Here is a 20,810-nt window from a genome sequence, read left to right as displayed (position 1 = left end):
CAGGCAAAGGCGAAGGCACAGGAAAAGGAAAAGAGCGAAGAGGAAAACTACAGCCCCAAAATCTAACGATCGATCATCATGACTAACAATATAAAAATAGTTGCCCCCGGGAAAAACGGACAATTAATTGGAGAAAAGGGAGAATTGGTCACTCCTCCTGCTGGCTGGAGCTTCCTACCAGCGGGCGATGCAGGAGTTACCCGAAAGGTAACAGCACAAGGAAATTATTGGCGTGTTCAGTATAAAAAAGGACGAAAGACCATCTCCAAAGGAGTTTGGGCTCCAGCTGACACGATTGCAATAGCCAAACAGCAGGTTGCCGCCGTAAGAAGCACGGAAGGTTACCAAAAGAAAAGAGCTGCAGATATCCAGCGACGGGTAAAAAAGCAACAGTTGTATGAAGGTGAGTTTTTACAGGCGGTTGTGAACTACTTGAACTTTCATGCGTCTTATGCAACACTTGCCCGGCAAATGGCTCAGGCAATTACCCAACATGCCATCCCGGTGGGAAGTGGCACCGTTGCGCGCACGCAGCTTATTCCTTTGGAAGAAAGAGCGGCCAAAGCAGTTATCGCCTGGATGCGCCACCAAACCACCGCCTACGACAACCTAAAAATAGCGCGTATCAAAGGCGAACGAAGAGCTGTCCGTCGGCAATTAGCCCAGCAATCCGTCCAGCTGCTAAGTCAATACCGAAAGGGCGAAGCAATTCTCCCCAATTGTCCGCTCATGAAAGCCATTCAGAAACAAACAAAATTGAATCATCATGAATAAATTATGCCCATGTGGCTCACAGCAAATGGCAGCTGACTGCTGCTTAGCTATCATTTCAGGAAAACGTCAGGCAGCCACCGCTCAGGAACTGATGCGATCCCGCTACGTTGCATTTACCCAAGCAGACGGAGCCTATCTCATGCGAAGCCACCACCCCAAAACCAGGCCGGTAAAAGAACAAAAAGCCATTGATAACTGGGCCAAATCCGTTCAATGGATGGGCTTACAAATTCTAAACACCCAAGGAGGCCAAGCCGCCGATTCATGCGGCTATGTGGAATTTAAAGCACTCTACCTCGAAAACGGGCAACTGCAACAGATCCACGAGAACTCCTTTTTCAAAAAAGAACAAGGCCAGTGGCTTTATTATTCCGGAGTACATAAGGGGTAAGTGCTACTTCCTTCAACTAGTGGGAATAGCCTACAATTCATAAAACTCGCAAAACCAGCAGAATTAAAGCAACACAGAGTAAAAAGAATCAACTAATTCCTCTTGATTAAAAAAATGATTTTATTTCCCTATGTTTCAGTAAAAGAAGTCAGTTAAATCACGATCAGAACAATTCAAGACGTAAGCAATCCTTCTCTGGCATGCCGGCTGTCTTTCAGTTCGTTTAATCATCAATCTTAACTTCCTGAATCGTTGTGGAATGAAAAAAAGAGGGAAGCAATGCCTCCCTCCCTTAAATACTGTATATAAAATCTATGAAAATTAATAGTTCGGGTTTTGTGTTATTGCAGGAGTAGCATCGATAACACTTTGAGGAATAGGCCATAGATAGTGCTTATTCGCCTGAAAAACTCTTGTTTCAACCTCAATACGGTCATCGGTGAGTGTCAAAGCTCCATTGGCCGGATCTACTGTTCCCAAACGGGCGCCATACACTGTTGCATCCATTACCTCCTCGCCAATTTTCCAGCGGCAGATATCAAACCAACGTAATCCTTCCATGGCTAATTCAACACGACGTTCACGACGAATCAATTCACGCAATGTTGTCTGATTATTGTATACTGCACGGTCTACAGAAGGCATTCCGGCACGGTTCCGAATTTCATCGATCGCATCATAAACGGAATCGTCAATACTGTTGGTTTCAATTTTTGATTCCGCATACATCAACAAAATCTCGGCATAGCGAATAACGATTGCATTCATTCCTGAATCCCAAATATCCGGAAAATCACTTAAATCGTCAACATATTTCCGCGGATTGTACCCAGTTTTTGAGCGCCCATAAGGCGCATAATAATCCCCATTAGGGTCATTTACATCAATCGGGTTAAAATAGGCTCCTTCGTACAATCCACCGGGATAAACGATGCTGGCTTCCAATCGTGGATCGCGATTTTTATACGGCTCATCGGCATTATAAACCGAAGACTCTGCAATTGTTTTTCCATCAACACATTCATAACTATCAACCAACGATTGTGTTGGATTAACCGAGCACCAACCACCTGAAGAGTTCGGGGGCAAAACACCCAAGACCCATGTTGTTCCAATACCTTCATTGTATTGCACATCAAGAATCACTTCACTATTATCCTGGTTCGACAGTTTAAAAATGTTCTTGTATTCAGGCACTAATGAATAGCCCAGATCCATGATCTGCTGACAAGTAGCAGCACATTCGACATATTTTCCTTCAAAAATTTCCATTCTTGCTTTTACCGATAAGGCGGCTCCTTTCGTAATGCGACCAACATCAGGCCCGGAATAAGAAGCAGGAAGATCAGCCGCCGCCGCAGTCAATTCATCTAAAACAAATTTAACAACATCGGCTTTAGGGTTGCGAGGAACGTTGGCCTCTGATGGATTAAGCACTTGAGTTACCAAAGGCACATCACCATAAATTGTTACTTTAACAAAATAATCCCAGGCACGTAAAAAACGCACCTCTGCTGTTAAGCGTTTCCGCAGGCTTTCATCCATCTCTGGACGAGAAATATTTTCAAGGAAACTATTGCAGCGGGTAATCGTGCTGAACCCCATGAAGCTCTGTCCGGCATCGCTAGGAGTTGCATTTCCGCTTGCTTGTACCTGGAATCCCTCCCAGGGGAATGGATTATAGCAATTGTCTGATGCACAATCCATGTAAATTACGTAATACATATCCCACCAGTCGGAATAGCACCCATTGGCCGCAGCAATGGCATCTTTTTCATTATTCCAGAACGATTCATTGGAAATCTGGTCTAATGGATTTTTGTCCATAAAGTCCTGCTCACATGAAAAAAGGAACAGCAGGGCAATTAATAATAAACTATATCTTTTCATAATCCTGAATTTTTAAAATGTTACACTTAAGCCAATCGTATTGGTTTTCACCTGTGGGTAATAAGCCCTGGCACCAGCAGGAGCTTCTGGATCTACGCCTTTACGAAGACCGGTAAAAGTCAGTAAGTTTTGGCCACTGTAGTAAATTCTCACTCTCGACAATCCGGCAGAATTCGTCATCATTTTAGGCAAAGTATAGCCAAACTGCAGGTTCTTCAATCGTAAATAAGAACCATCAACAACCCAAAAAGATGAAGGATAGCTACTGGATGAATTAACATTCCATGAAGAAAGAGGTCGGGGGAAATTCCCGTCTGGATTGGTATCCTTGTCGTAAGAATCACGGAAAACAACAGTAGGTTTATCCGTAAAGCCAGTCAATTTACCTACAAACTCATTCTGGACATAACTCTTCACTTGGGCTGCCCCCTGGAACAGAAGTTGAAGATCCAAGCCTTTCCAAGAGGCAGACAAGGTGGTTCCAAAGGTCCAAGCAGGCATCCAGCTACCTAAAAATTCACGGTCTTCAGCATTAATTTTACCATCGTTGTTTACGTCTTTATATTTAATATCGCCCAAAGCAGCCTGTCCGCGATTGATGACAGCACTATTGTCCAAATCTTCCTGTGTTCTGAATAAGCCTTCAGCAATATAGCCACCAAAGGAGTTAATCGGATAGCCCTCTTGCAAGAAACTATAACCATCCCATATCCGAGCACCATCATTACGAAGGTCAGTAATTTCATTCTTATTATAAGCTGCATTAGCCAGAATATGGAAGTCCCAGTCTCCTTTTTTCAGTTTGTAGCCTAACTGAAACTCAACCCCTTTGTTAGTCACCTCACCCGCATTTTGATAAGGATCAGTTAATCCTGTAGGTGAGGGAACGGGTAATTTCAATAATACATCAGAAGTAATTCGGTTGTAAACGTCGGTAGAAAAAGTTAATTTATTAGAGAAAAGGCCTAAGTCAACACCAATATTGGTGGTGGTTGATTCTTCCCATTTAATGTCCGTATTCACACCATCTTTTAGGGCAACTCCGGAGACAACAGCACCTCCTAATCGGTAATCAGCAGCTGACAATACCGATTGGTAAGGATAATTCCCAATGGATTGATTTCCAAGAATACCCCAACCAGCTCTAATTTTTAAGTCCGACACCACATCTTTTACGTTTTCCATAAATGGCTCGTTAATCGCACGCCATGCTCCGGAAAATGAAGGAAAAGTACCCCAACGATTATCTTTCGAGATGCGGGAACTACCATCTTGACGTACATTCGCCTCTAATAAATATTTATCATTGAAGTTGTATGAAATACGTCCAAAATATGATCTTAAAGAATACTCGTAAGCCGAACCTTCGGCTACCTGACCATCAGCAGACCCAGCGTTAACCTCCCACAGTTCATTATTCAAAAAAGACTTCCGGTAGGAACTGTTCCAATCGGTACGTGAGCTTTCCTGCGAAAAACCTCCCAAAGCCTGAATTGTATGTTTTCCAAACGTCTTTTCATAAGTCACCAAAGTTTGCAAACTAACAGTTTGGTAGTCTGCCCGAATGTCTTTTTGACTGTTTGGCCCCTGGTAAAGCGTTGGCTCACCCGTTTTCCAATTATAGAACTGAATGTCTTTAATGAATTTTTCATCCGAAGTACCAGTGTATTCATAACCCAGGATTTCCTTAATTTTTAATCCTTTGATGGGCTCATAACTTATATTTCCGATACCGCGTGTCTTCCGGTATTTCTCTTCCCGTATAGCACCCAGATCCATCCATGCCAAGGGGTTACCATCGGCAATATAACCATAATCTCCGGTTGAGTATTTGTAAGGGACGAAAGGCGCAATTCGGTTAATTTGCCGAAATATCTGGTACATATCGCCCGTGTATGGGTTTGTTGGTTCAGTCGTATTTCCCTGAGTAAACGACATGTTAAAGTTAACCTCAAATTTATTGATTGTTGTGGTTATGTTTGCCCGTCCGTTGTAACGCTTAAATCCCGCATTATCGATAATTCCTCCTTGATCCAGGTAACCTAATGAAATCAAATAAGTGGTGTTGTCGCTACCTCCACTGATTTGCGCACGGTGACTTTGCTGAAAACCACTTTTCTTATAAAATAAGCCAGCCCAATCGGTGTTCGGATAATTGTCGGGATCACTACCATTCTTGAATTTTTCAATTTCAGCCTCGGTATAAGCAGGCGATTTATTTTCATTAACCAAAGCTTTGTTATACAGCTCGGCATATTCCCAGGAAGGAAGATGTTCAAGAAGTTGTGTTGGTTGTTGCCAGCCAATGTAACCTTCGTATTTCAAGGTTGTTTCTTTGCTATTCCCTTTTTTAGTTGTCACCAAAATCACCCCATTCGAGGCACGTGACCCATAGATTGCTGCTGATGCCGCATCTTTCAAAATAGAAATGGATGCAATATCGCTGGGATCGATGTCATTGATATTTCCAACAACCATTCCATCCACAACATACATGGGGTTCGAATTATTAAGAGTTCCGATACCACGAATTCGGATACCACCAGCATCTTTACCCGGCTGACCGCTGGTTTGAGTAACCGTAGCACCTGGCATTAGTCCTTGTAAGGCTGAGGAAACATTGGTAACAGGTCGGTTCTCCAAGGCATCGGCATTAACTGCAGAAACCGATCCGGTCAGGTTTACTTTCTTCTGGGTACCGTAACCAATCGCCACAACTTCCTCAATGCCAATCGCATCCTCAGCCAGGGCAATATCGATCTGGTTTTTCCCGGCCACTTCTACTTCCTGTGACTTCATTCCAACAAACGAGAAAACCAAGGTAGCTCCGGCAGGCACTTCAGTAAGAGTGTAAAGACCATCAAAGTCAGTAACAATACCAATGGTTGTTCCTTTTACCAAAACTGTAACACCGGGTAAGGGCTGCCCCAAGGCGTCGGTTACTTTTCCAGAGATTGTTTTCTGCTGCTGGAGGTTCGAGCTTGTACTTCCCGGAGTTAAAACAATATGCCGGTCGTTTACAATTACTTGAACATTTTTATCTTCGAATAGCTTATTCAGAATGACATCCAGTTTCTCATTGGTGAAAGAAGCATCCACTTTTTCCTGAACATCAATCAACTCACTATTATACAGAAAATACATTCCGCTCTGATTTTCTATTTCCATCAGAACGTCTTTTATAGTCACATTACTTTTATTCAGCGACAATCTGGTTGACTGCGAATAACTCATGCCTGCAACAACCTGCAAGCTGGTAAAGAGAATTAAAAAAGCTGCATTTCGCATAATTGTAAGAATTTTCCGGTGTGCATTAAAAAATACACCCAAGGGTTTCGTCATTTTTTTCATAAATTTATCCTGTTAATTATTATTAAATAATTTACCCCTGTCGGGTAAATTTTGAAGGGAAGTGTTCGCTGCACTTCCTTTCTTTGTTTTGGGTTTTGTCATAGGCAACGCCTTTATCTTTTGGTTATAATTATTTTAGATTTAGTGACGGTTTTTGCTTCTGGTTTGTATTCAGCCTGTTTATATTCAATGTTAATTGGAGAGGATAATTCCAGGAGGTCGATTACATGCTGCAGTGATTCGTTTTCGAAGGTGGTGGAGAAACGATATGCCTGCAAGTTCTTATCCTGAATAATCACTTCCACACCATACCAACGTTCCAGTTTTGCAGCAAGTTCATCAATCGAACTTTCATCAAAAACCAGCTTATTTTTATGCCATGCAATGTATTTATCAACATGTACATCGGTAATCTTTAACTCGCCAGAACGTTTATTCACCACCACCCGGTTGTTCGGCTTCATCAAGTATTCGCTAGCGATGTTATTGTACTCACTTTCGAGCCGAACGGCTCCTTCTTTCAGCACCACTTCCACAACCTTGTCTTCTTCATAAGACCGAAAGTTAAAGCTGGTTCCCAGAACAGTTACCTTTGCTTCATCCGAAGTAATAACAAACGGTTTTTCCTTGTTTGGGGTAACCTCAAAATAAGCCTCGCCCATCAGTTCTACTTCCCTTTTTTGACCGATGAAAGGAACCGGAAACTTAATGGTACTTTCGGCATTTAACCAAGCATAGGTACCATCAGGCAACTCTACTTTTGTGCGGCAGCCAATGGGGCTGGTCACTTCCTGATGAGCAATTAGCGTACTTTTTATCTCAGGGATTTTTACAAACAAGCTCCACATGGAAACCAACAGGACGGGGAAAAATAATACAGCAGCGATCCGCTGAAGTTGACGAAAAATTAAACGAGAAGTTTTAGGTTGATTTATTCTACCAGAAACATTTCTCCAGGCAGTTGTTACATCAACTTCGTTAATTTGATTGATGATTTTTCCAGCTTCGACAAGCTGCTGCTCTTCGGTTAATGATTCTCTGCTTCTTATGAAATCAGCTATTCTGGCATTGTCGGTATCTTTTATATGCATCTGGCACCAATAGATTAGAAATTAGTTCTGTAAGAATGCAACGCTTTTGTTCTTTCTTACACTAACAATACAATTGCCACAGCAACTACACGTATGCAGATTTCAAAAAAAATTAAGAAAAGGATAAAAAAGATTAAAGATTAATGAATCCCCAAAGAGCCAGGAGTCCAATATATTCTTTCAGTTCAACCTTAAGGATCTTTAAGGCCTTGCTAATTTGAGTTTCAACGGTTCGCTTTGAAATGTTTAACTGCAATGCAATTTCATCATTCTTCAAGCCATTAATCCGGCTCAAAATAAAAACCTCGCGACATCGATCAGGCAACTTATCGATAGCCTTTTGTATTTTATCCTGCAATTCGGAGGCTATATATAAATCCGGGTCGTACAGCAAATGATCATCGGATAACAGCTGAATATTGCGCAGATATCGCTCTTCTACTTTTAAACGCTTCAATACATTGAGGCTACTGTTTTTTACAGAAGAGAACAAATAGGATTTTAAAGAATCAGAAGGTTGCAGGGAGGTGTGTTTCTCCCAAAAGCGAACAAAAAAGTCTTGTACAATTTCTTCAGCCTTTTCGGCATCAGTAACAAACTGACGAGCATAAACCGCTAATCCGGGATAATAAAACCGAAAAAGCTTTTCAAAAGCGAGCTGATCACCCTGAATGAGTTTATCAATCAATACGCCTTCTTCTACTCCATCAATAATTTGCATTGGCACAAAAATAAAAGAAATGAGCTTATCTATACTATTGACATGTTATCTATTTATTGTTTTTATTACCTATCCTACTTCTACCCCAACCTGCAATGCCATTCAAACAGAGAATAAACTTACTCCCGCCGCAACGAATCAACATAAACCTGGTTGTATCTGTCCAATGTATGTTGTTTCCAACGGGGTGTGTTTGTCAAAGAGGTTCTGCTAACTCGTTTTCCCATGCGTGAAACTCGGTTTTGAAGGCATTTCTTTACCCGGTGAAACACCGGACTTACATCCTGAAACCAGAATTGAAAAAGAAGCTAAGGCCAAAACCACTTTATCTGAAAGCATAAGCGCTATTTTTTTAAATCCTTTATTGAAATAACCTGTTATACAAGGTTGTTTAATGCAATAATAAGAACGGAACCAATCAACAAAACAATTCCAAAATTGAGCGTTTTACGGGCTTTATGAGGAGCTCCTATCCATTCTCCCCGGAATATTCCCCAGAGGTTGCCAATGACAATGGATAATGATACCAAAAGCGGCCATCCAACAACCAAGCCTAAATCGCCCAAAACAACAGCGCCATAGCCATAAGCATAGAAACTTCCAATCCACATAGCTGACATGCCCAGGATCAGTCCCCAATTCATCGTTTTATGCTCATTAATAAATGCTTTCAATTCTTTTCCTTTTATAAGAACAAACAAGCAATATCCCATATTCACCAGAGATCCTGCTGTAAAAAACAAAGACCAAATTACATTTCCAGCCATCGCCTGTCCTACGCCATGTTCGACAGCAATTCGGGTAATATCCTGACTAAAAGCAGCTCCCAAATTGGGTAAACACGAAGTAAAACCAGAGATAACAGCCAGAATCAAGCCCGTGGTTGTATAATTCGAGAGTTTCGAACTTTTATCTTTTTGAGAGGAAGCCCTCGCACAATAGTAGATTCCAACAACCGAAACCAAAGCCCCAAAAAGAATTAACAGTCCTTTGAGCTCCAAAAAAATTGAGGATGAAAAAAATAAGGCCGGAACTAAAGTCCCTGTAATGGCATTAATGCCCATAATAATGGGATAGCCAAGTGCCATTCCCAACATATCCATTGCCTTGCCAAAAAGGATAGCTCCAATACCCCATAATAAACCAAATACGGCCACCAGCAACAGTAGTTGAACCGGAACAGCCGCAATAATAGAAGTAATACCATTGATAGTTAGCAGGGCAATTCCCCAATTAACCAACAACATAGCCAATAACGAAAAAGCAAACCAGCTATGTGCCCATTGCCATTTTTTGGTATAAGTCATTGGTAAGAAAAATGATCCTTGCAACACGCCTGCAAGAACAACAATGAGTAATCCGGAAAAGAAATTCATTTTATTTAGTTAGGTTATGTTCTATTAATATACTAAAGATAGAGAGTTGATTCTCTGTTTAAATGGACTATTTTTTCATTTTATGAACTAAATTATCAAAAAAGAATATGTATTCTATTCCTTAACAATATTGTTTCGATTCCCATTCATGAGATGCTGACTACTGAATCAGAAAGATTGCTGCACTCCTTTCGCAATGACGTAAAGTGATAACGGTAAGTAGAAACTACCGATAGACTCCTGCGGGTAGTCCTTGCACATCAAGGGCAATTTGAAAAAGCGAGCCGCTTAAAGGGTATGCTTGCAATTGCTTTTCAGACAAGCCTTCTTTAGCTGTTGAGATAAACAAGGTGTTAAGATCAGCTCCACCAAAAGCGCAGGAAGTTACATGAGGGGCGGGAACATCGATTACCCGCAGTTGTTCCCCCGTATTTGGATTCCACTGAATAACGGCATGACCGCCCCAATGGGCAACCCACAACATTCCCTCCGAATCAATGGTCATACCATCCGGAGCTCCAAGCTCAGCCGGTACATTTATGGCAATCCTACGATTAGACAATTCTCCGGTCGCCTGCGTGAAGTCGTAGGCAAAAATGCACTGTTCAGCGGTGTCAATGAAATACATCGTTTGTCCATCAGAAGCCCAAACAATTCCATTGGAAATCGTTACTTCTGCTTGTTTCACAGTCAAAACCTGCCCATCAAAAACATAGAGATTTCCAGCTCCTTTCACAACTTTCTTGTTCATTGTTCCCACCCAAAAACGACCGGCCGGATCGCATTTCCCATCGTTAAACCGATTCCCTTGCAATTCGTTCGGATAGTTGATCAATTGATGCAAAACACCGTTCGCTGCCATTCCATAAATACCCGTTTCCAATGCCAGCAAAACAGTATACTCGCCAGCGGCAGGAACGACAGTACCAATCATACTTCCCGTTGGGTACGTTTTATTTTCCTTCTTTACCGGATCGTAGCGATGAAGTTTTTCTCCGGTAATATCCACCCAATACAATACCTTTTCAAAGGGGTGCCACACCGTGCCTTCTCCTAAAATTGCCACTGGCGTATTTTCAACAAGCTCGACTTTTTGTCCCATAAGTAAATTCGTAATCAACAATGTTGAGAGTAATAACGAAAGTTTCATAAATGCCGGATGTTACACTTTCAGATGTTCGGATATCCAAACAACCTGATACTTGGAACCTGAAACTCATAAGCTGGATTCCCAAGGTCTATCTCCATCCGCAATTCAGAAATAATAAGTCATCAATTCTAACTATCCTGCATTAACGCCGACCGGCCTCCATCCAAAAGATAGGTTGTACCCGTTGCGAAAGCAGCAAAGTCACTTGCCAGAAAAGCACACCATGCTCCAACTTCTTCTGGGGTACCAAGTTTTCCCGCCGGATGCAAATCAATTGTTCGTTGACGTTCAGCGGCTGCGTCCGGGAACGAGTTAAACCATTTATCGTTTCCGGGAGTATCGATAAATCCAGGAGCTATTCCCACAACCCGAACAGAGGGTCCCCATTCAATTGCCATGGCACGAACCAAACCAGTAAGTGCCGTTTTGGTCACATTGTATGGAAAACAACCAGGAATTGACGAGTAAGCATGATTGGAAGTCATAACGACAAAAACTCCTGAAGAACTTGCTTCTAAATGTTTCCGGCTTGCTTTTGCCAAGCGCCAATGCGAAGCCAGGTTTAGTTCATGATTATAAGTCCAATCTTCTTCGGAGCACTGCGAAGCTCCTTTAAATACGTTTACCCCGGCATTGGAAACCACTAGATCGATCTGCTTAAATTCACGGGCAACACTTTCAACAAAAGAGGCAATCTGCTCTTTTGAGGTGACATCAACCGCTTGGTAAAAAGCTTTCCTCCCAAAAGCTTCAACACTCTTGATAAAATCTTTGACACTATCCTGATCTTCAGATGTCCTTGCACAACCAGCCACATGACAGCCAGCTTCAGCCAGCACTTTTGCGACTCCTGCACCAATACCACTGGAAACACCTGTTACAATAGCTCCTTTATCGGTTAGATTAATCCCTAACATTTTTATTGGTTTTATCTGTTTATATTTTTAAAAGACACTTTTGTTAGAGCCAAGACAATAGATTCTTGGACAACTTCGAACTAACTTAAGGCTTAAAAACTCTGTCAATATACTTTAGTCACTTCGTACTTTCCTATTCCTAAATATAAAAACCTTTTTTAGCGATACGGATACCCGGATGCTTCTCCATTTCTTGCTCAACCAAATCGACACCTAAACCCGGCCGGTCAGATAATACCAGATAACCTTGATCGACCTCAATGGCATGATCAATTACTTCATCTCGCCAAGGGACATCGCAATAAATATACTCCTGCCGGAAGAAATTGGGAACAGCCGCACAAACATGAGCACTTGCCAATGTTGACAGGGGCCCATTGGGGTTATGCGGTGCCAACAACACATTGTAGGTTTCGGCCATGGTAGCCATACGCTTCATTTCCGAAGGGCCACCACAACGGGTAATATCCGGCATAATAACATCCACCACCTGCTTCTCCAGCAGATCCCGAATTCCGTGACGTGTATAATGACGCTCTCCAACACAAATCGACACTTTAGGGTCGATGCGTTCACGTAAAGCTTTTAAGGTATTTGCATTTTCAGGTCCCGCAGGTTCTTCGTACCAGGTAATGTTCAACTGAGCCAATCGTTCAGCCATCGTTACTGCTGTTTTGAAATTAAGCATTGCATGCGTTTCGATCATCAGGTCAGCATCGGGTCCAATCGCTTCGCGAACAGCTTTGCTCACCTCAAAAGCTCGATTTTGTTGCTCTTGACTCAAGCCCAAGTCCGTATTTAGGTCTTCACCATACAAATAGTTGACATGCGCAAAAGGATCAAATTTAACGCCCTTAAAGCCAGAGTCCATAACCTTTCGAGCCTGCATCGCATAGTCCTCAGCATTGTGTCCGCCACCTGTAAACCAGTAGTTGGCGTACAGCCTGATTTTTGTACGAAACGCCCCTCCCAGCAACTCATACATCGGGACTCCCAGTTTCTTTGCTTTCAAATCGAGCAAGGCCATGTCAATACCCGAAATAGCACACATACTTGCACCAAAAGGACCAACCCAATTCAAATCGCGATATAATTTGGTCCAGATAAAGTCAGTCCGCATCGGATCCAAGCCGATAATACGTTTTCCTGCTTCAACTGCAGCAGCTTCGATCATTTGACTTCCGGGCCAGTTTGTCGCTTCGCCAACCCCAGTAATTCCTTCGTCGGTATAAATTTTCAATAAAGTCCAGTTGTACTTTACACCTTCAACCAACCATACTTTAACATCTGTAATCTTCATTCATTCTATCGTTAGCGCCATGATCTTAAAATCCGTCAATCATGGCTATTTCTTATTTATACATTGCCTTACATGATTCCGTATTTGTCCCAAGCTTCAACAGCACTCATCCCTTCCTGAATGGCTTTTAATACCGTTTTCTCCCCTCGAGCCTTTTCCAAAGAGCGCGCAAATACTTCCTTCTCAACCGACTGAGGGACTACACAAACGCCATCAATATCACCAACAATAATATCACCTGGATTGATACGAACCCCGTTCATTTCGATAGACACCCGAAAGTCAATCACTTTACCACGAGGAGCCTGATCCTGAGAATAGGGTCCATAAGAAAACACCGGTAAATCAACATCATAAATCCCCTTGGTATCGCGCGAATAGCCATTGACAACAGCTCCAGTGCCACCACACATTTTGATGCGGGTAAGCATCAGTTCGCCAACTAAAGCATAGGCAGGTGAAGAACCAGAGCAGATATAAACCTCGCCCGGCTTGATATCATCCAAGGCTTCCAACATCAAGCCAAATGGTTTATCCATTAAGGGGTTTTGTGATCCGGGGCTCAATTCTTCAAAACAGTCAGCTTCCAAAACAGTCATCGCCCGTCCAACCAGCAACATCTCCTCTTTCAGCGGTCTGATTTGAGGAGGTAAAAACTGATGCTGAAGTCCCATTTTATCCATAATATCGCCAACTACAGCGGTATAGAGTTCCTTACGGATAAAACCGAAAAGCTCTTTGTCGTCTTTCCAATCGTTTGCAGTCATCTTATTTATTCGTTAGTAATTAATAGTTTTATTTGTCCTCTTAGCTTCTGGCCTCTGGTTAACGGAATATCGTACAAAGCTGCATGAGAACTAAATCCCCGCAGAAACCGTTCTGACCCCGGATTATCGTACCCCGCCACCAGCCAATGAATGTTGCCATTCTCAAGCCAACTACGTACATGCTGGCTACCGTCCGATTTTAGCTGAATGGTACTTGCACCTTTAGCAGCTAAGGCAGCTTGAAATACATTGCGCTTGGTTGAGCGGAAATCGTTACTTCCATAGCGTGTTTGATCCTGATGATAAGCCCAGGAAGGCTTTTTCGAAGGGCCTGCTAATCCACAGCGCTCATCGTTGTAAAAAAGTTTCGCTTCACCTTTCAGCCGTCCAATATGATCTTCGGGGTAAACGGTCCACAGTCCTTTTTTCTCCCAACTCAGGGTATTGAATGTTTCAGGCAATGAAAATGCCACACCCCATTGACGGAAATTCTCATTTTTCAGCATGCTGTAATCGTACGAAACAGCTATGGAGCCATTAGCCTGAACAGAGATCTCCATCGTTCCTGTTGCCTCATCGTATCCTTCAGTCAGAACAATTTTAAGCTGCTTCTCTCCTTCTTCTACGTCCACAGAATGAATGCTACGATTTGATGCAGCGGGTGAATACAGCGTATAATCCGGTGTTTCCTTGGTCATCTGTGTATCGCCTTTATTATTGGCAGAAACCAGCATTAATATTGGCCAATCATTTAACACATCGTGTCCTTTTGAGTCTGAAATACGGAATCCTTCAGGGCCAAACTCAACCTTTAACTTTTTACTTTCAGCAATTTTTTGTTTTCCCTTTCGGCTCCACTGAAAACGATCCTCATTTGTTTTAGCAATCTCCATTTCAGGCATCGAAAAATCAAAAGCATATTCATCAACGGCCACTTTACTGTCTTTGTAAACAGTCAACCTCAATTTCCCTAGTTCCTTGTATGTGAAAGGAAGCGTTGCTTCGACTGATCCGCCAGGCTTTGCCTCAACTCGTAGTTGTCCTTTGGCTTGATTATTACTCCAAGTAATCCGGCATTCATCCAAATTTGAAAAGAAATAGCGATTCTCCAATGTAAGCTTCACGGGCTCATCATTCAGTCCACTTTCAAGTTTGATTTTTACCGGTGAATAGATTTTCTTCATATGCCAATATTCCGGTTTTGGCCTTCTCCAGCCATCGACAGGCCCCCAGGTTCCGTAGCCAACAGCATGTCCTGATGGTAAAAAGAAGGTATCATCAATACCAGCCCATAGTGCGCCACCCAGCACGCCTTTTGCAGCATACATTTTCTCCCACATGTGATACAAAATATCTCCCCAGAAATCGCGAATTCCAGGGTCGGTCATCAGCTCAAATCGGTTGTAGGCATTCAAGTGTACGTATTCATCAAAAGTAATTGGACGCTTGTGGTTGCGATATTTATCGGGACCTCCAGGCCCTGGATAGTGATGATTGGCAAGCTCCAGATATCCGCCATCTCCATCAGGTCCGTATTGACTAAAAATACGAGGTCGTGAAGGATCAGCAGCCTTTACTAAGTCAGCGGCTTCTTTAAAAAGTTCATCAAAATCATACGACTCATTCGCAATTGACCAATGCAAAACCGATGGATGCGACTTATTCAATTCAACCATTTCGAGGATGGGCTGCACGATGGCTTCAAAGTAATTTGAATTATTTACCGGCTTTTTGCCAGCCCAGCAAAATGGGCCTTCCACCTCAACAAACATTCCCAGCTCATCGCATGCATCCAACAATTTTTGATTTGGAGGGTAGTGCGAAGTACGGATGTAATTGACATTTCCTTCTCTAAACAGTTTAACATCCTCAAACCACTGGTTTCCATTCAACGAACGTCCCCGCAAAGGATCAACTTCGTGCCGACAGACACCGCGTAATTTTATCGGATGGTTGTTTACAAAAACCTGGTTCTCGCGAACTTCAATTTGTCGAAAACCAAATCGTCGTGACACTTTTGTTTGTTCTACGCCATCCACAAACAGTGAACAATGCAGCACATAAAGGTTGGGATGTTCCGGATCCCATTTCTGCGGTTTTCGAACATTCACGCTTGTTTCAATCTTTTTTGTTCCTGCTTCCAGCGAAACAGACAGTTGCTTGTCGCCTTCAAAAGCAACGTGGTTTCCAGACAGATCGGTAAGTTCAAACTTTAGAACGGCATCTTTACTTCTGTTGCTTTCATTAGACAACAAAAGCTGGGTTTGAAGAAGAGCATCTTCGTATGTCTCATCAAATGTTGTCCGGACATGCAAGGATGCTACATTCACTTCGGGAAGGGCCATCAAATAAATTGGACGGGAAATACCTCCCAAGGGATGAACCGCATACTTTGAACCAGAGGACAGGCTATCGGCCACACTTTCGCTACGAACAGCCAACGCAATTGTATTATTTCCTTTTTTTACCGCATCGGTAACATCCAACTCAAAAGGGGTAAATCCGCCTAAGTGTCCTCCAACTTTTTTTCCATTCATCCAAATGGTACATTCACTGTAAACAGCTTCACATTTCAGCTTAATACGAGCTTTCTTCCACGATTCAGGAAGCTGAAACTCCCGATAGTAACCGGCATACTTTCCGGCATCTACTTCAAAGCCTTGCATCACCCATTCGCCCGGAACCTCAATATTTTCCCAGTTTGTGCTACCTATATTTTTCCAAAACGAGTCTGCTGGACTTGGATTAAAGTTCCAGGTTCCATTCAGGTCAAGTTGTACCCCATCAATCCCCTTAACTTTTTCGGGAATGGGGCTCCAACGGATCGTTTCCAACTTTTGAGGATCAAAAGTAAGCTGAGCCTGGATGCTTACTGCAAACACCAGGAATATCATTAATAAACTAAGTTTCTTCATTCGTTTTAAGGTTTAAGATTTATTCTTCAAAATTTCCAATCCTTACAAAACAGAGCCTTTGCCTTTGTCTGCGCCTTTCTTACTTTTTCACCAATTGCAGTTTTACGAAGGATTTGATCACACTTCCTTCTTCCAAAGGTTTACGCTCATCATTATAATGCCCGCTAAAAAACATGTCGCCTCCGCCGGTTGAATAACCAGCCACCAAGAAGCTGATGTTTTCATTAGCATCGACAAAAGCTCTGAAAGCCTGTTGGCCATCGCCAACAACCGTTACCCCATAACCATCGGCATTGGATAAAGCAGCCCAGTAAATATTCTCACGCGTTGCTCTAAAATCATTTGTTCCCAACGAAATGGCATCAAAACGCCAATCATTGACAGGCTTTTGCCCAAACGATTCAATTCGGAAAGCTTTGTCGCCAAAAGGCACCGCTTCACCATTCGTACGTCCAATATGATTCTCAGGATACCAACTCCAAAGTCCTTTCCGATACCACTGCAAATTCTTCGAACTTTCAGGAACTGAGAAAACCAATCCCCATTGACGTGGATTCATTTTGATCGTTGCCTTCATCTGGTAATCGACCACCACATCCCCCCCGGCTGTAAACGCGTAGTTAATCTGCCCTTCGGCCATCGTGTAGTTAAGCAAAACTTTAACTTTTACGGTATCGTTTACTTGCTCCCAGCTAACATCCTGTACCTTTTTCCCGGTACAAAGCGAATTATGAAGAGGAATTTCGAGGCTGTGTTCCGTATTGCAAGGGCCTGTTCTTAACTCGAGCATCATCAGTTCGGCTCCGCCATTGAGAACTTTTTCATGATTGATTTGAGCACCATTAATCACTCCTTCTTTCAAGCCAAACTCCCACTCAAATCCGTCTCCGACTATTTGCAGACGATCATCCTCCTGAGACACTGCTAACCGGCGAGCTGACACTTTTTGGAAGGGAAAATCATCGCGTTTTACCTGGCCTATTTCGATAGCACAGGCTTCTACTTCAATATTCTGAGGAGAGACCACACGAACTGTCATAATTTCCCCATCCAACTGCGTGTTTGTGGGCCAAATATCCAAGATGCCTGTTTTTTGTGGAGGTAAATCCATACTTACCGTACCCAACTTATTTCCAACTTGCCAGGAAATACGGCACTCACTCAAGTTTGTAAAATCAAAGCGATTCTCTATTTGAAGACGAATAGGCTGTCCTTTTTCAGGAACTTCAACATGCTGATTATGTATTTTTACCGGAGAATAGCTCTTTTTCATATGATAGTATTCAGGCTTTTCGCGTCGCCAGCCATCAATTGGCCCCCACTCGCCATAACCAACAGCACGTCCGTCAGGCAAATAAAAGACATCGTCAATTCCTGACCAGATAGCACCACCGAGGCATCCCCGGCTTTTATACATACCTTCCCACATTTTTCGGAATCCGCGTCCCCAGGCATCACGCACGCCAGGGTCAGTAACGATTTCTTCCCGGTTATAGGTATTCAGGTGAGCATATTCGCCAAACAATATCGGACGCTTAAAGTCCTCCACCACCTGAGGTCCATTAGGCCCCGGGTAATGCATGTTGGCCACTGGCATTTTCGTACTACCGTAGTTGTTAAATCCGCCGTAAGCCTGATCATGAAAGGTAGCAGGTCGGGTCGGGTCTTGCTGCGCATAAAAGTCGGCTAAGCGCGACCAATTCTCAGTCCACATGGATTCATTAGCCATCGACCAAATCAGAATACTTGGATGATTCCGAAAGAAAGCCAGATCAGCACGAGCAATTTGCTCAAAATAGCGGTACATGGTTGGATCCTTAGGGTCATTTGTTTTCCAATGCTCATTAGCTCCATGGCCCACCCAGCAAATTGGGTTCTCCAGTTCCACATACAAGCCAAGACTATCACACAAAGCGATAAACTCTTCAGCTGGCGGATAATGGGAAGTCCTGATGTAGTTGACATTTCCCTGCTTAAACAATTCAGCATCCTGCTTCCAAAGCTCAGGAGTTAAACTCCTTCCTCGCAATGGATGAACTTCGTGGCGATTCACCCCCTTCATTTTAATCGGAGTTCCGTTCACGAAAAGCTGATTGCCAACGACCTCAATCTGTCGAAAGCCAATTTTCTTCTCGATGGTTTCATTTCCAGCATCAGTTAAAACATCGAGCTCAAGGCGATATAAGTTTGGATGTTCAGCATCCCATTTTTTAGGCTTAGCTACCGAAAATGAAAGGCTGATTGGCAACTCCTTTTCACCATTCGACTTGAATGTTTTACGAGAGTTTGCTAGATCTATTGGCTGCCCATTTGGAGCAAACAGACGAACACTTACCTCAGCACGTTCAGCAGCAACAGCATTTTTTAATGTTGCATTAATTGCTAAATCAGCATGCTCATAATTTTGATCCAAAGGAGTGGTTACAACCAAGTCGGCAAGGTATACTTCAGGAACGACATACAAGTAAATCTTTCGTAGAATTCCTCCCAGTTGATGGGCAGCATATTGCGTTCCCGACATCAAGGTATCAGCCATTGTTTCTGCTGTAACAGCAATTGTCAGGCGATTTTCCTTTCCACGCTTGAGCAAAGAACTAACCTCTTTTTCAAACGCAACCATCGGGCCGGTATGGGAACCTGCACTTTGCCCATTAACAAATAAATCAGCCTTGCTAAAAACGGCATCGCAACGTAAAAAGATCTTGCAGTTTGTCCATGTCTTTGGAACAGCAAAAGATCGGGAATAAACTCCCGCCTTTCCAGGTTCTACCTCAAATCCCTGCATGGTCCATTCTCCAGGGACTTCAATCTGAGGCCATCTTTTTGCTCGATTGCCCACCTCAGCAAGCTTGCCGGAAAAGGAATCATTAAAATTCCATCGCCCGTTCAAGTCAACTTTCACAGGACTTACCGAGGAGTTTCGAGGAACAACAGCTAATTGTCCGTAACCCGACGGAGCAATTAGTAAGAACATGAATAAACAAATTAAAAAGTGTAGATTCTTCATCTCATTCTATATTATTAGTTGTAGTAGTAATCATTTCAATATACTTTTCAAATAGAGATTCGAAGAGAAAGTCTCATAGCCCTTTTTAATGAATGGAAATAAGCCTTTCCTGCACAGTTCAAAATTACACTGTTCAGCTTTAAAGTAGTTGAATCATTTTACCTGTAACTTGAACTATATTTTCAACAGATCAATAAATCCAGTAAATTTGCTTCAATTTGTGATTCGGTATTATCACTAAATGACATTTTATGCAGGCACAATATTTTAAACTGACCAAACAGGTTCATCAATCCATTTCAATTCGGAAAGATACCCGTACTGCCTTTTACGACCATTGGCACTATCACTCTGAATTGGAGCTCGTGTATATTATTCAAGGGGAAGGAACCCGTTTTATTGGTGATGACATATCGCGCTTTGGTAGTGGAGATTTGGTGCTTTTGGGAGTTGGATTACCCCATGTTTGGAAGAGTGATGACAGCTACTTCGACCACAACTCAAAAAAGAAAGTGAGTGCGATTGTACTGCATTTTGGACAAGACTTTTTAGGGCCAGATCTTTGGGAATTGCCTGAGATGGCTCCTATAAAAAAGCTTTTGGAGCTTTCTCCTCGCGGAATCAGTTACCATTTACCCGAGGGACATCCGGTAAAACGGAAGCTCCGAAAAATGATCGACCTGCAGCCTTTTGACCGACTTACACACTTGCTCACAATGCTACACAAACTAGCTCAAGTGGAAAACCATAACATTCTATCAGGTATTCCATTTGCCGATCATTACCAGAAACACCATTCCAAGCGAATTGACAAAATCTATGATTATATCCTCACCAATTTTGAAAAAGAAATTAAACTGGAAGAGCTCGCTCTGCTTGCCAATATGACTCCGGCATCCTTGTGTCGTTTCTTTCGTCAAAAGACACGAAAATCGGTCAGTGAATTTATCAATGAAGTGCGGGTAGGTTTTGCCTGCAAGCTTTTAATTGAAGGGAATCTTTCGATTTCTGAAATTTGTTTCCGATGTGGGTACAATAACCTGTCCTATTTTAATCGGCAATTCAAAAAAATAATCGGGCTAACTCCCGGCAATTATCAAAAAAAGAAAAGTCTGTTTGAGGAAGAAAAACAAGCGTAAGTTTTCCATTCTTAAACAGAC

14 protein-coding genes are annotated in these 20,810 nt (G+C 42.6%); 3 read left to right on the top strand and 11 right to left on the bottom strand.

Annotated features, from left to right (window positions below; all coding sequences use genetic code 11):
* The first annotated feature begins 78 nt into the window (after positions 1 to 78).
* The gene (locus ACRD6K_RS16175; protein ID WP_430974112.1) at positions 79 to 774 is read left to right on the top strand and encodes a DUF2293 domain-containing protein; all 696 of its coding nucleotides are present in this window, start codon (positions 79 to 81) and stop codon (positions 772 to 774) included.
* Positions 767 to 1,165 (top strand): YchJ family protein, encoded by a 399-nt coding sequence (locus ACRD6K_RS16170; protein WP_430974111.1) that lies wholly within the window; start codon positions 767 to 769, stop codon positions 1,163 to 1,165. The genes ACRD6K_RS16175 and ACRD6K_RS16170 overlap by 8 nt, the downstream gene beginning before the upstream one ends.
* Positions 1,166 to 1,486: 321 nt before the next feature.
* Here ACRD6K_RS16170 and ACRD6K_RS16165 read toward each other — a convergent pair whose 3' ends face one another.
* The 11 genes from ACRD6K_RS16165 to ACRD6K_RS16115 all read right to left on the bottom strand — a co-directional run bounded on the left by ACRD6K_RS16165 (position 1,487) and on the right by ACRD6K_RS16115 (position 19,617).
* The gene (locus ACRD6K_RS16165; RefSeq protein WP_430974110.1) at positions 1,487 to 3,055 is read right to left on the bottom strand and encodes a RagB/SusD family nutrient uptake outer membrane protein; all 1,569 of its coding nucleotides are present in this window, start codon (positions 3,053 to 3,055) and stop codon (positions 1,487 to 1,489) included.
* A gap of 12 nt (positions 3,056 to 3,067) precedes the next feature.
* Positions 3,068 to 6,406, bottom strand: a complete 3,339-nt coding sequence (locus tag ACRD6K_RS16160) for a SusC/RagA family TonB-linked outer membrane protein (RefSeq protein ID WP_430974109.1) — start codon at positions 6,404 to 6,406, stop codon at positions 3,068 to 3,070.
* A 113-nt stretch (positions 6,407 to 6,519) separates the two neighbouring features.
* Entirely contained in the window at positions 6,520 to 7,497 is a 978-nt protein-coding gene (locus ACRD6K_RS16155; protein ID WP_430974108.1) for a FecR family protein, read from the bottom strand.
* Between the two features lie 133 nt (positions 7,498 to 7,630).
* Positions 7,631 to 8,218 carry an RNA polymerase sigma-70 factor gene (locus ACRD6K_RS16150; RefSeq protein WP_299580494.1) on the bottom strand — a complete coding sequence of 196 codons (588 nt, stop codon included), beginning with the start codon at positions 8,216 to 8,218 and terminating at the stop codon, positions 7,631 to 7,633.
* A gap of 377 nt (positions 8,219 to 8,595) precedes the next feature.
* Positions 8,596 to 9,594, bottom strand: coding sequence for an L-rhamnose/proton symporter RhaT (locus tag ACRD6K_RS16145; RefSeq protein ID WP_430974107.1), 999 nt, complete (start codon positions 9,592 to 9,594; stop codon positions 8,596 to 8,598).
* A 226-nt stretch (positions 9,595 to 9,820) separates the two neighbouring features.
* Complete coding sequence (locus ACRD6K_RS16140) at positions 9,821 to 10,696, bottom strand: SMP-30/gluconolactonase/LRE family protein (protein WP_299580509.1); 876 nt, start codon at positions 10,694 to 10,696, stop codon at positions 9,821 to 9,823.
* Between the two features lie 176 nt (positions 10,697 to 10,872).
* Positions 10,873 to 11,661 carry an SDR family NAD(P)-dependent oxidoreductase gene (locus ACRD6K_RS16135; protein WP_430974106.1) on the bottom strand — a complete coding sequence of 263 codons (789 nt, stop codon included), beginning with the start codon at positions 11,659 to 11,661 and terminating at the stop codon, positions 10,873 to 10,875.
* A 139-nt stretch (positions 11,662 to 11,800) separates the two neighbouring features.
* Positions 11,801 to 12,961: a mandelate racemase/muconate lactonizing enzyme family protein gene (locus ACRD6K_RS16130; protein ID WP_430974105.1), complete on the bottom strand. Its 1,161-nt coding sequence runs from the start codon at positions 12,959 to 12,961 to the stop codon at positions 11,801 to 11,803.
* Between the two features lie 68 nt (positions 12,962 to 13,029).
* Positions 13,030 to 13,728 (bottom strand): RraA family protein, encoded by a 699-nt coding sequence (locus tag ACRD6K_RS16125; protein ID WP_430974104.1) that lies wholly within the window; start codon positions 13,726 to 13,728, stop codon positions 13,030 to 13,032.
* Between the two features lie 5 nt (positions 13,729 to 13,733).
* Positions 13,734 to 16,643: a glycoside hydrolase family 2 protein gene (locus tag ACRD6K_RS16120; RefSeq protein ID WP_430974103.1), complete on the bottom strand. Its 2,910-nt coding sequence runs from the start codon at positions 16,641 to 16,643 to the stop codon at positions 13,734 to 13,736.
* A gap of 79 nt (positions 16,644 to 16,722) precedes the next feature.
* Complete coding sequence (locus tag ACRD6K_RS16115) at positions 16,723 to 19,617, bottom strand: glycoside hydrolase family 2 protein (protein ID WP_430974102.1); 2,895 nt, start codon at positions 19,615 to 19,617, stop codon at positions 16,723 to 16,725.
* Positions 19,618 to 19,901: 284 nt separating this feature from the next.
* Here ACRD6K_RS16115 and ACRD6K_RS16110 point away from each other — a divergent pair, with 284 nt between their 5' ends.
* Entirely contained in the window at positions 19,902 to 20,789 is an 888-nt protein-coding gene (locus tag ACRD6K_RS16110) for an AraC family transcriptional regulator (protein WP_430974101.1), read from the top strand.
* The last annotated feature ends 21 nt before the right edge of the window (positions 20,790 to 20,810 follow it).

Source organism: Sunxiuqinia rutila (assembly GCF_050589705.1).
Classification (GTDB): domain Bacteria; phylum Bacteroidota; class Bacteroidia; order Bacteroidales; family Prolixibacteraceae; genus Sunxiuqinia; species Sunxiuqinia rutila.
The sequence above is the reverse complement of the archived record's forward strand: the minus strand, read 5'-3'. Positions and strand labels throughout refer to the sequence as shown.

Excerpts from the sequence above, each read along its gene's own strand:
- ACRD6K_RS16175 (WP_430974112.1), top strand. The coding sequence starts at position 79 with ATGACTAACAATATAAAAATAGTTGCCCCCGGGAAAAACGGACAATTA.
- ACRD6K_RS16170 (WP_430974111.1), top strand. The coding sequence starts at position 767 with ATGAATAAATTATGCCCATGTGGCTCACAGCAAATGGCAGCTGACTGC.
- ACRD6K_RS16165 (WP_430974110.1), bottom strand. The coding sequence starts at position 3,055 with ATGAAAAGATATAGTTTATTATTAATTGCCCTGCTGTTCCTTTTTTCA.
- ACRD6K_RS16160 (WP_430974109.1), bottom strand. The coding sequence starts at position 6,406 with ATGAAAAAAATGACGAAACCCTTGGGTGTATTTTTTAATGCACACCGG.
- ACRD6K_RS16155 (WP_430974108.1), bottom strand. The coding sequence starts at position 7,497 with ATGCATATAAAAGATACCGACAATGCCAGAATAGCTGATTTCATAAGA.
- ACRD6K_RS16150 (WP_299580494.1), bottom strand. The coding sequence starts at position 8,218 with ATGCAAATTATTGATGGAGTAGAAGAAGGCGTATTGATTGATAAACTC.
- ACRD6K_RS16145 (WP_430974107.1), bottom strand. The coding sequence starts at position 9,594 with ATGAATTTCTTTTCCGGATTACTCATTGTTGTTCTTGCAGGCGTGTTG.
- ACRD6K_RS16140 (WP_299580509.1), bottom strand. The coding sequence starts at position 10,696 with ATGGGACAAAAAGTCGAGCTTGTTGAAAATACGCCAGTGGCAATTTTA.
- ACRD6K_RS16135 (WP_430974106.1), bottom strand. The coding sequence starts at position 11,661 with ATGTTAGGGATTAATCTAACCGATAAAGGAGCTATTGTAACAGGTGTT.
- ACRD6K_RS16130 (WP_430974105.1), bottom strand. The coding sequence starts at position 12,961 with ATGAAGATTACAGATGTTAAAGTATGGTTGGTTGAAGGTGTAAAGTAC.
- ACRD6K_RS16125 (WP_430974104.1), bottom strand. The coding sequence starts at position 13,728 with ATGACTGCAAACGATTGGAAAGACGACAAAGAGCTTTTCGGTTTTATC.
- ACRD6K_RS16120 (WP_430974103.1), bottom strand. The coding sequence starts at position 16,643 with ATGAAGAAACTTAGTTTATTAATGATATTCCTGGTGTTTGCAGTAAGC.
- ACRD6K_RS16115 (WP_430974102.1), bottom strand. The coding sequence starts at position 19,617 with ATGTTCTTACTAATTGCTCCGTCGGGTTACGGACAATTAGCTGTTGTT.
- ACRD6K_RS16110 (WP_430974101.1), top strand. The coding sequence starts at position 19,902 with ATGCAGGCACAATATTTTAAACTGACCAAACAGGTTCATCAATCCATT.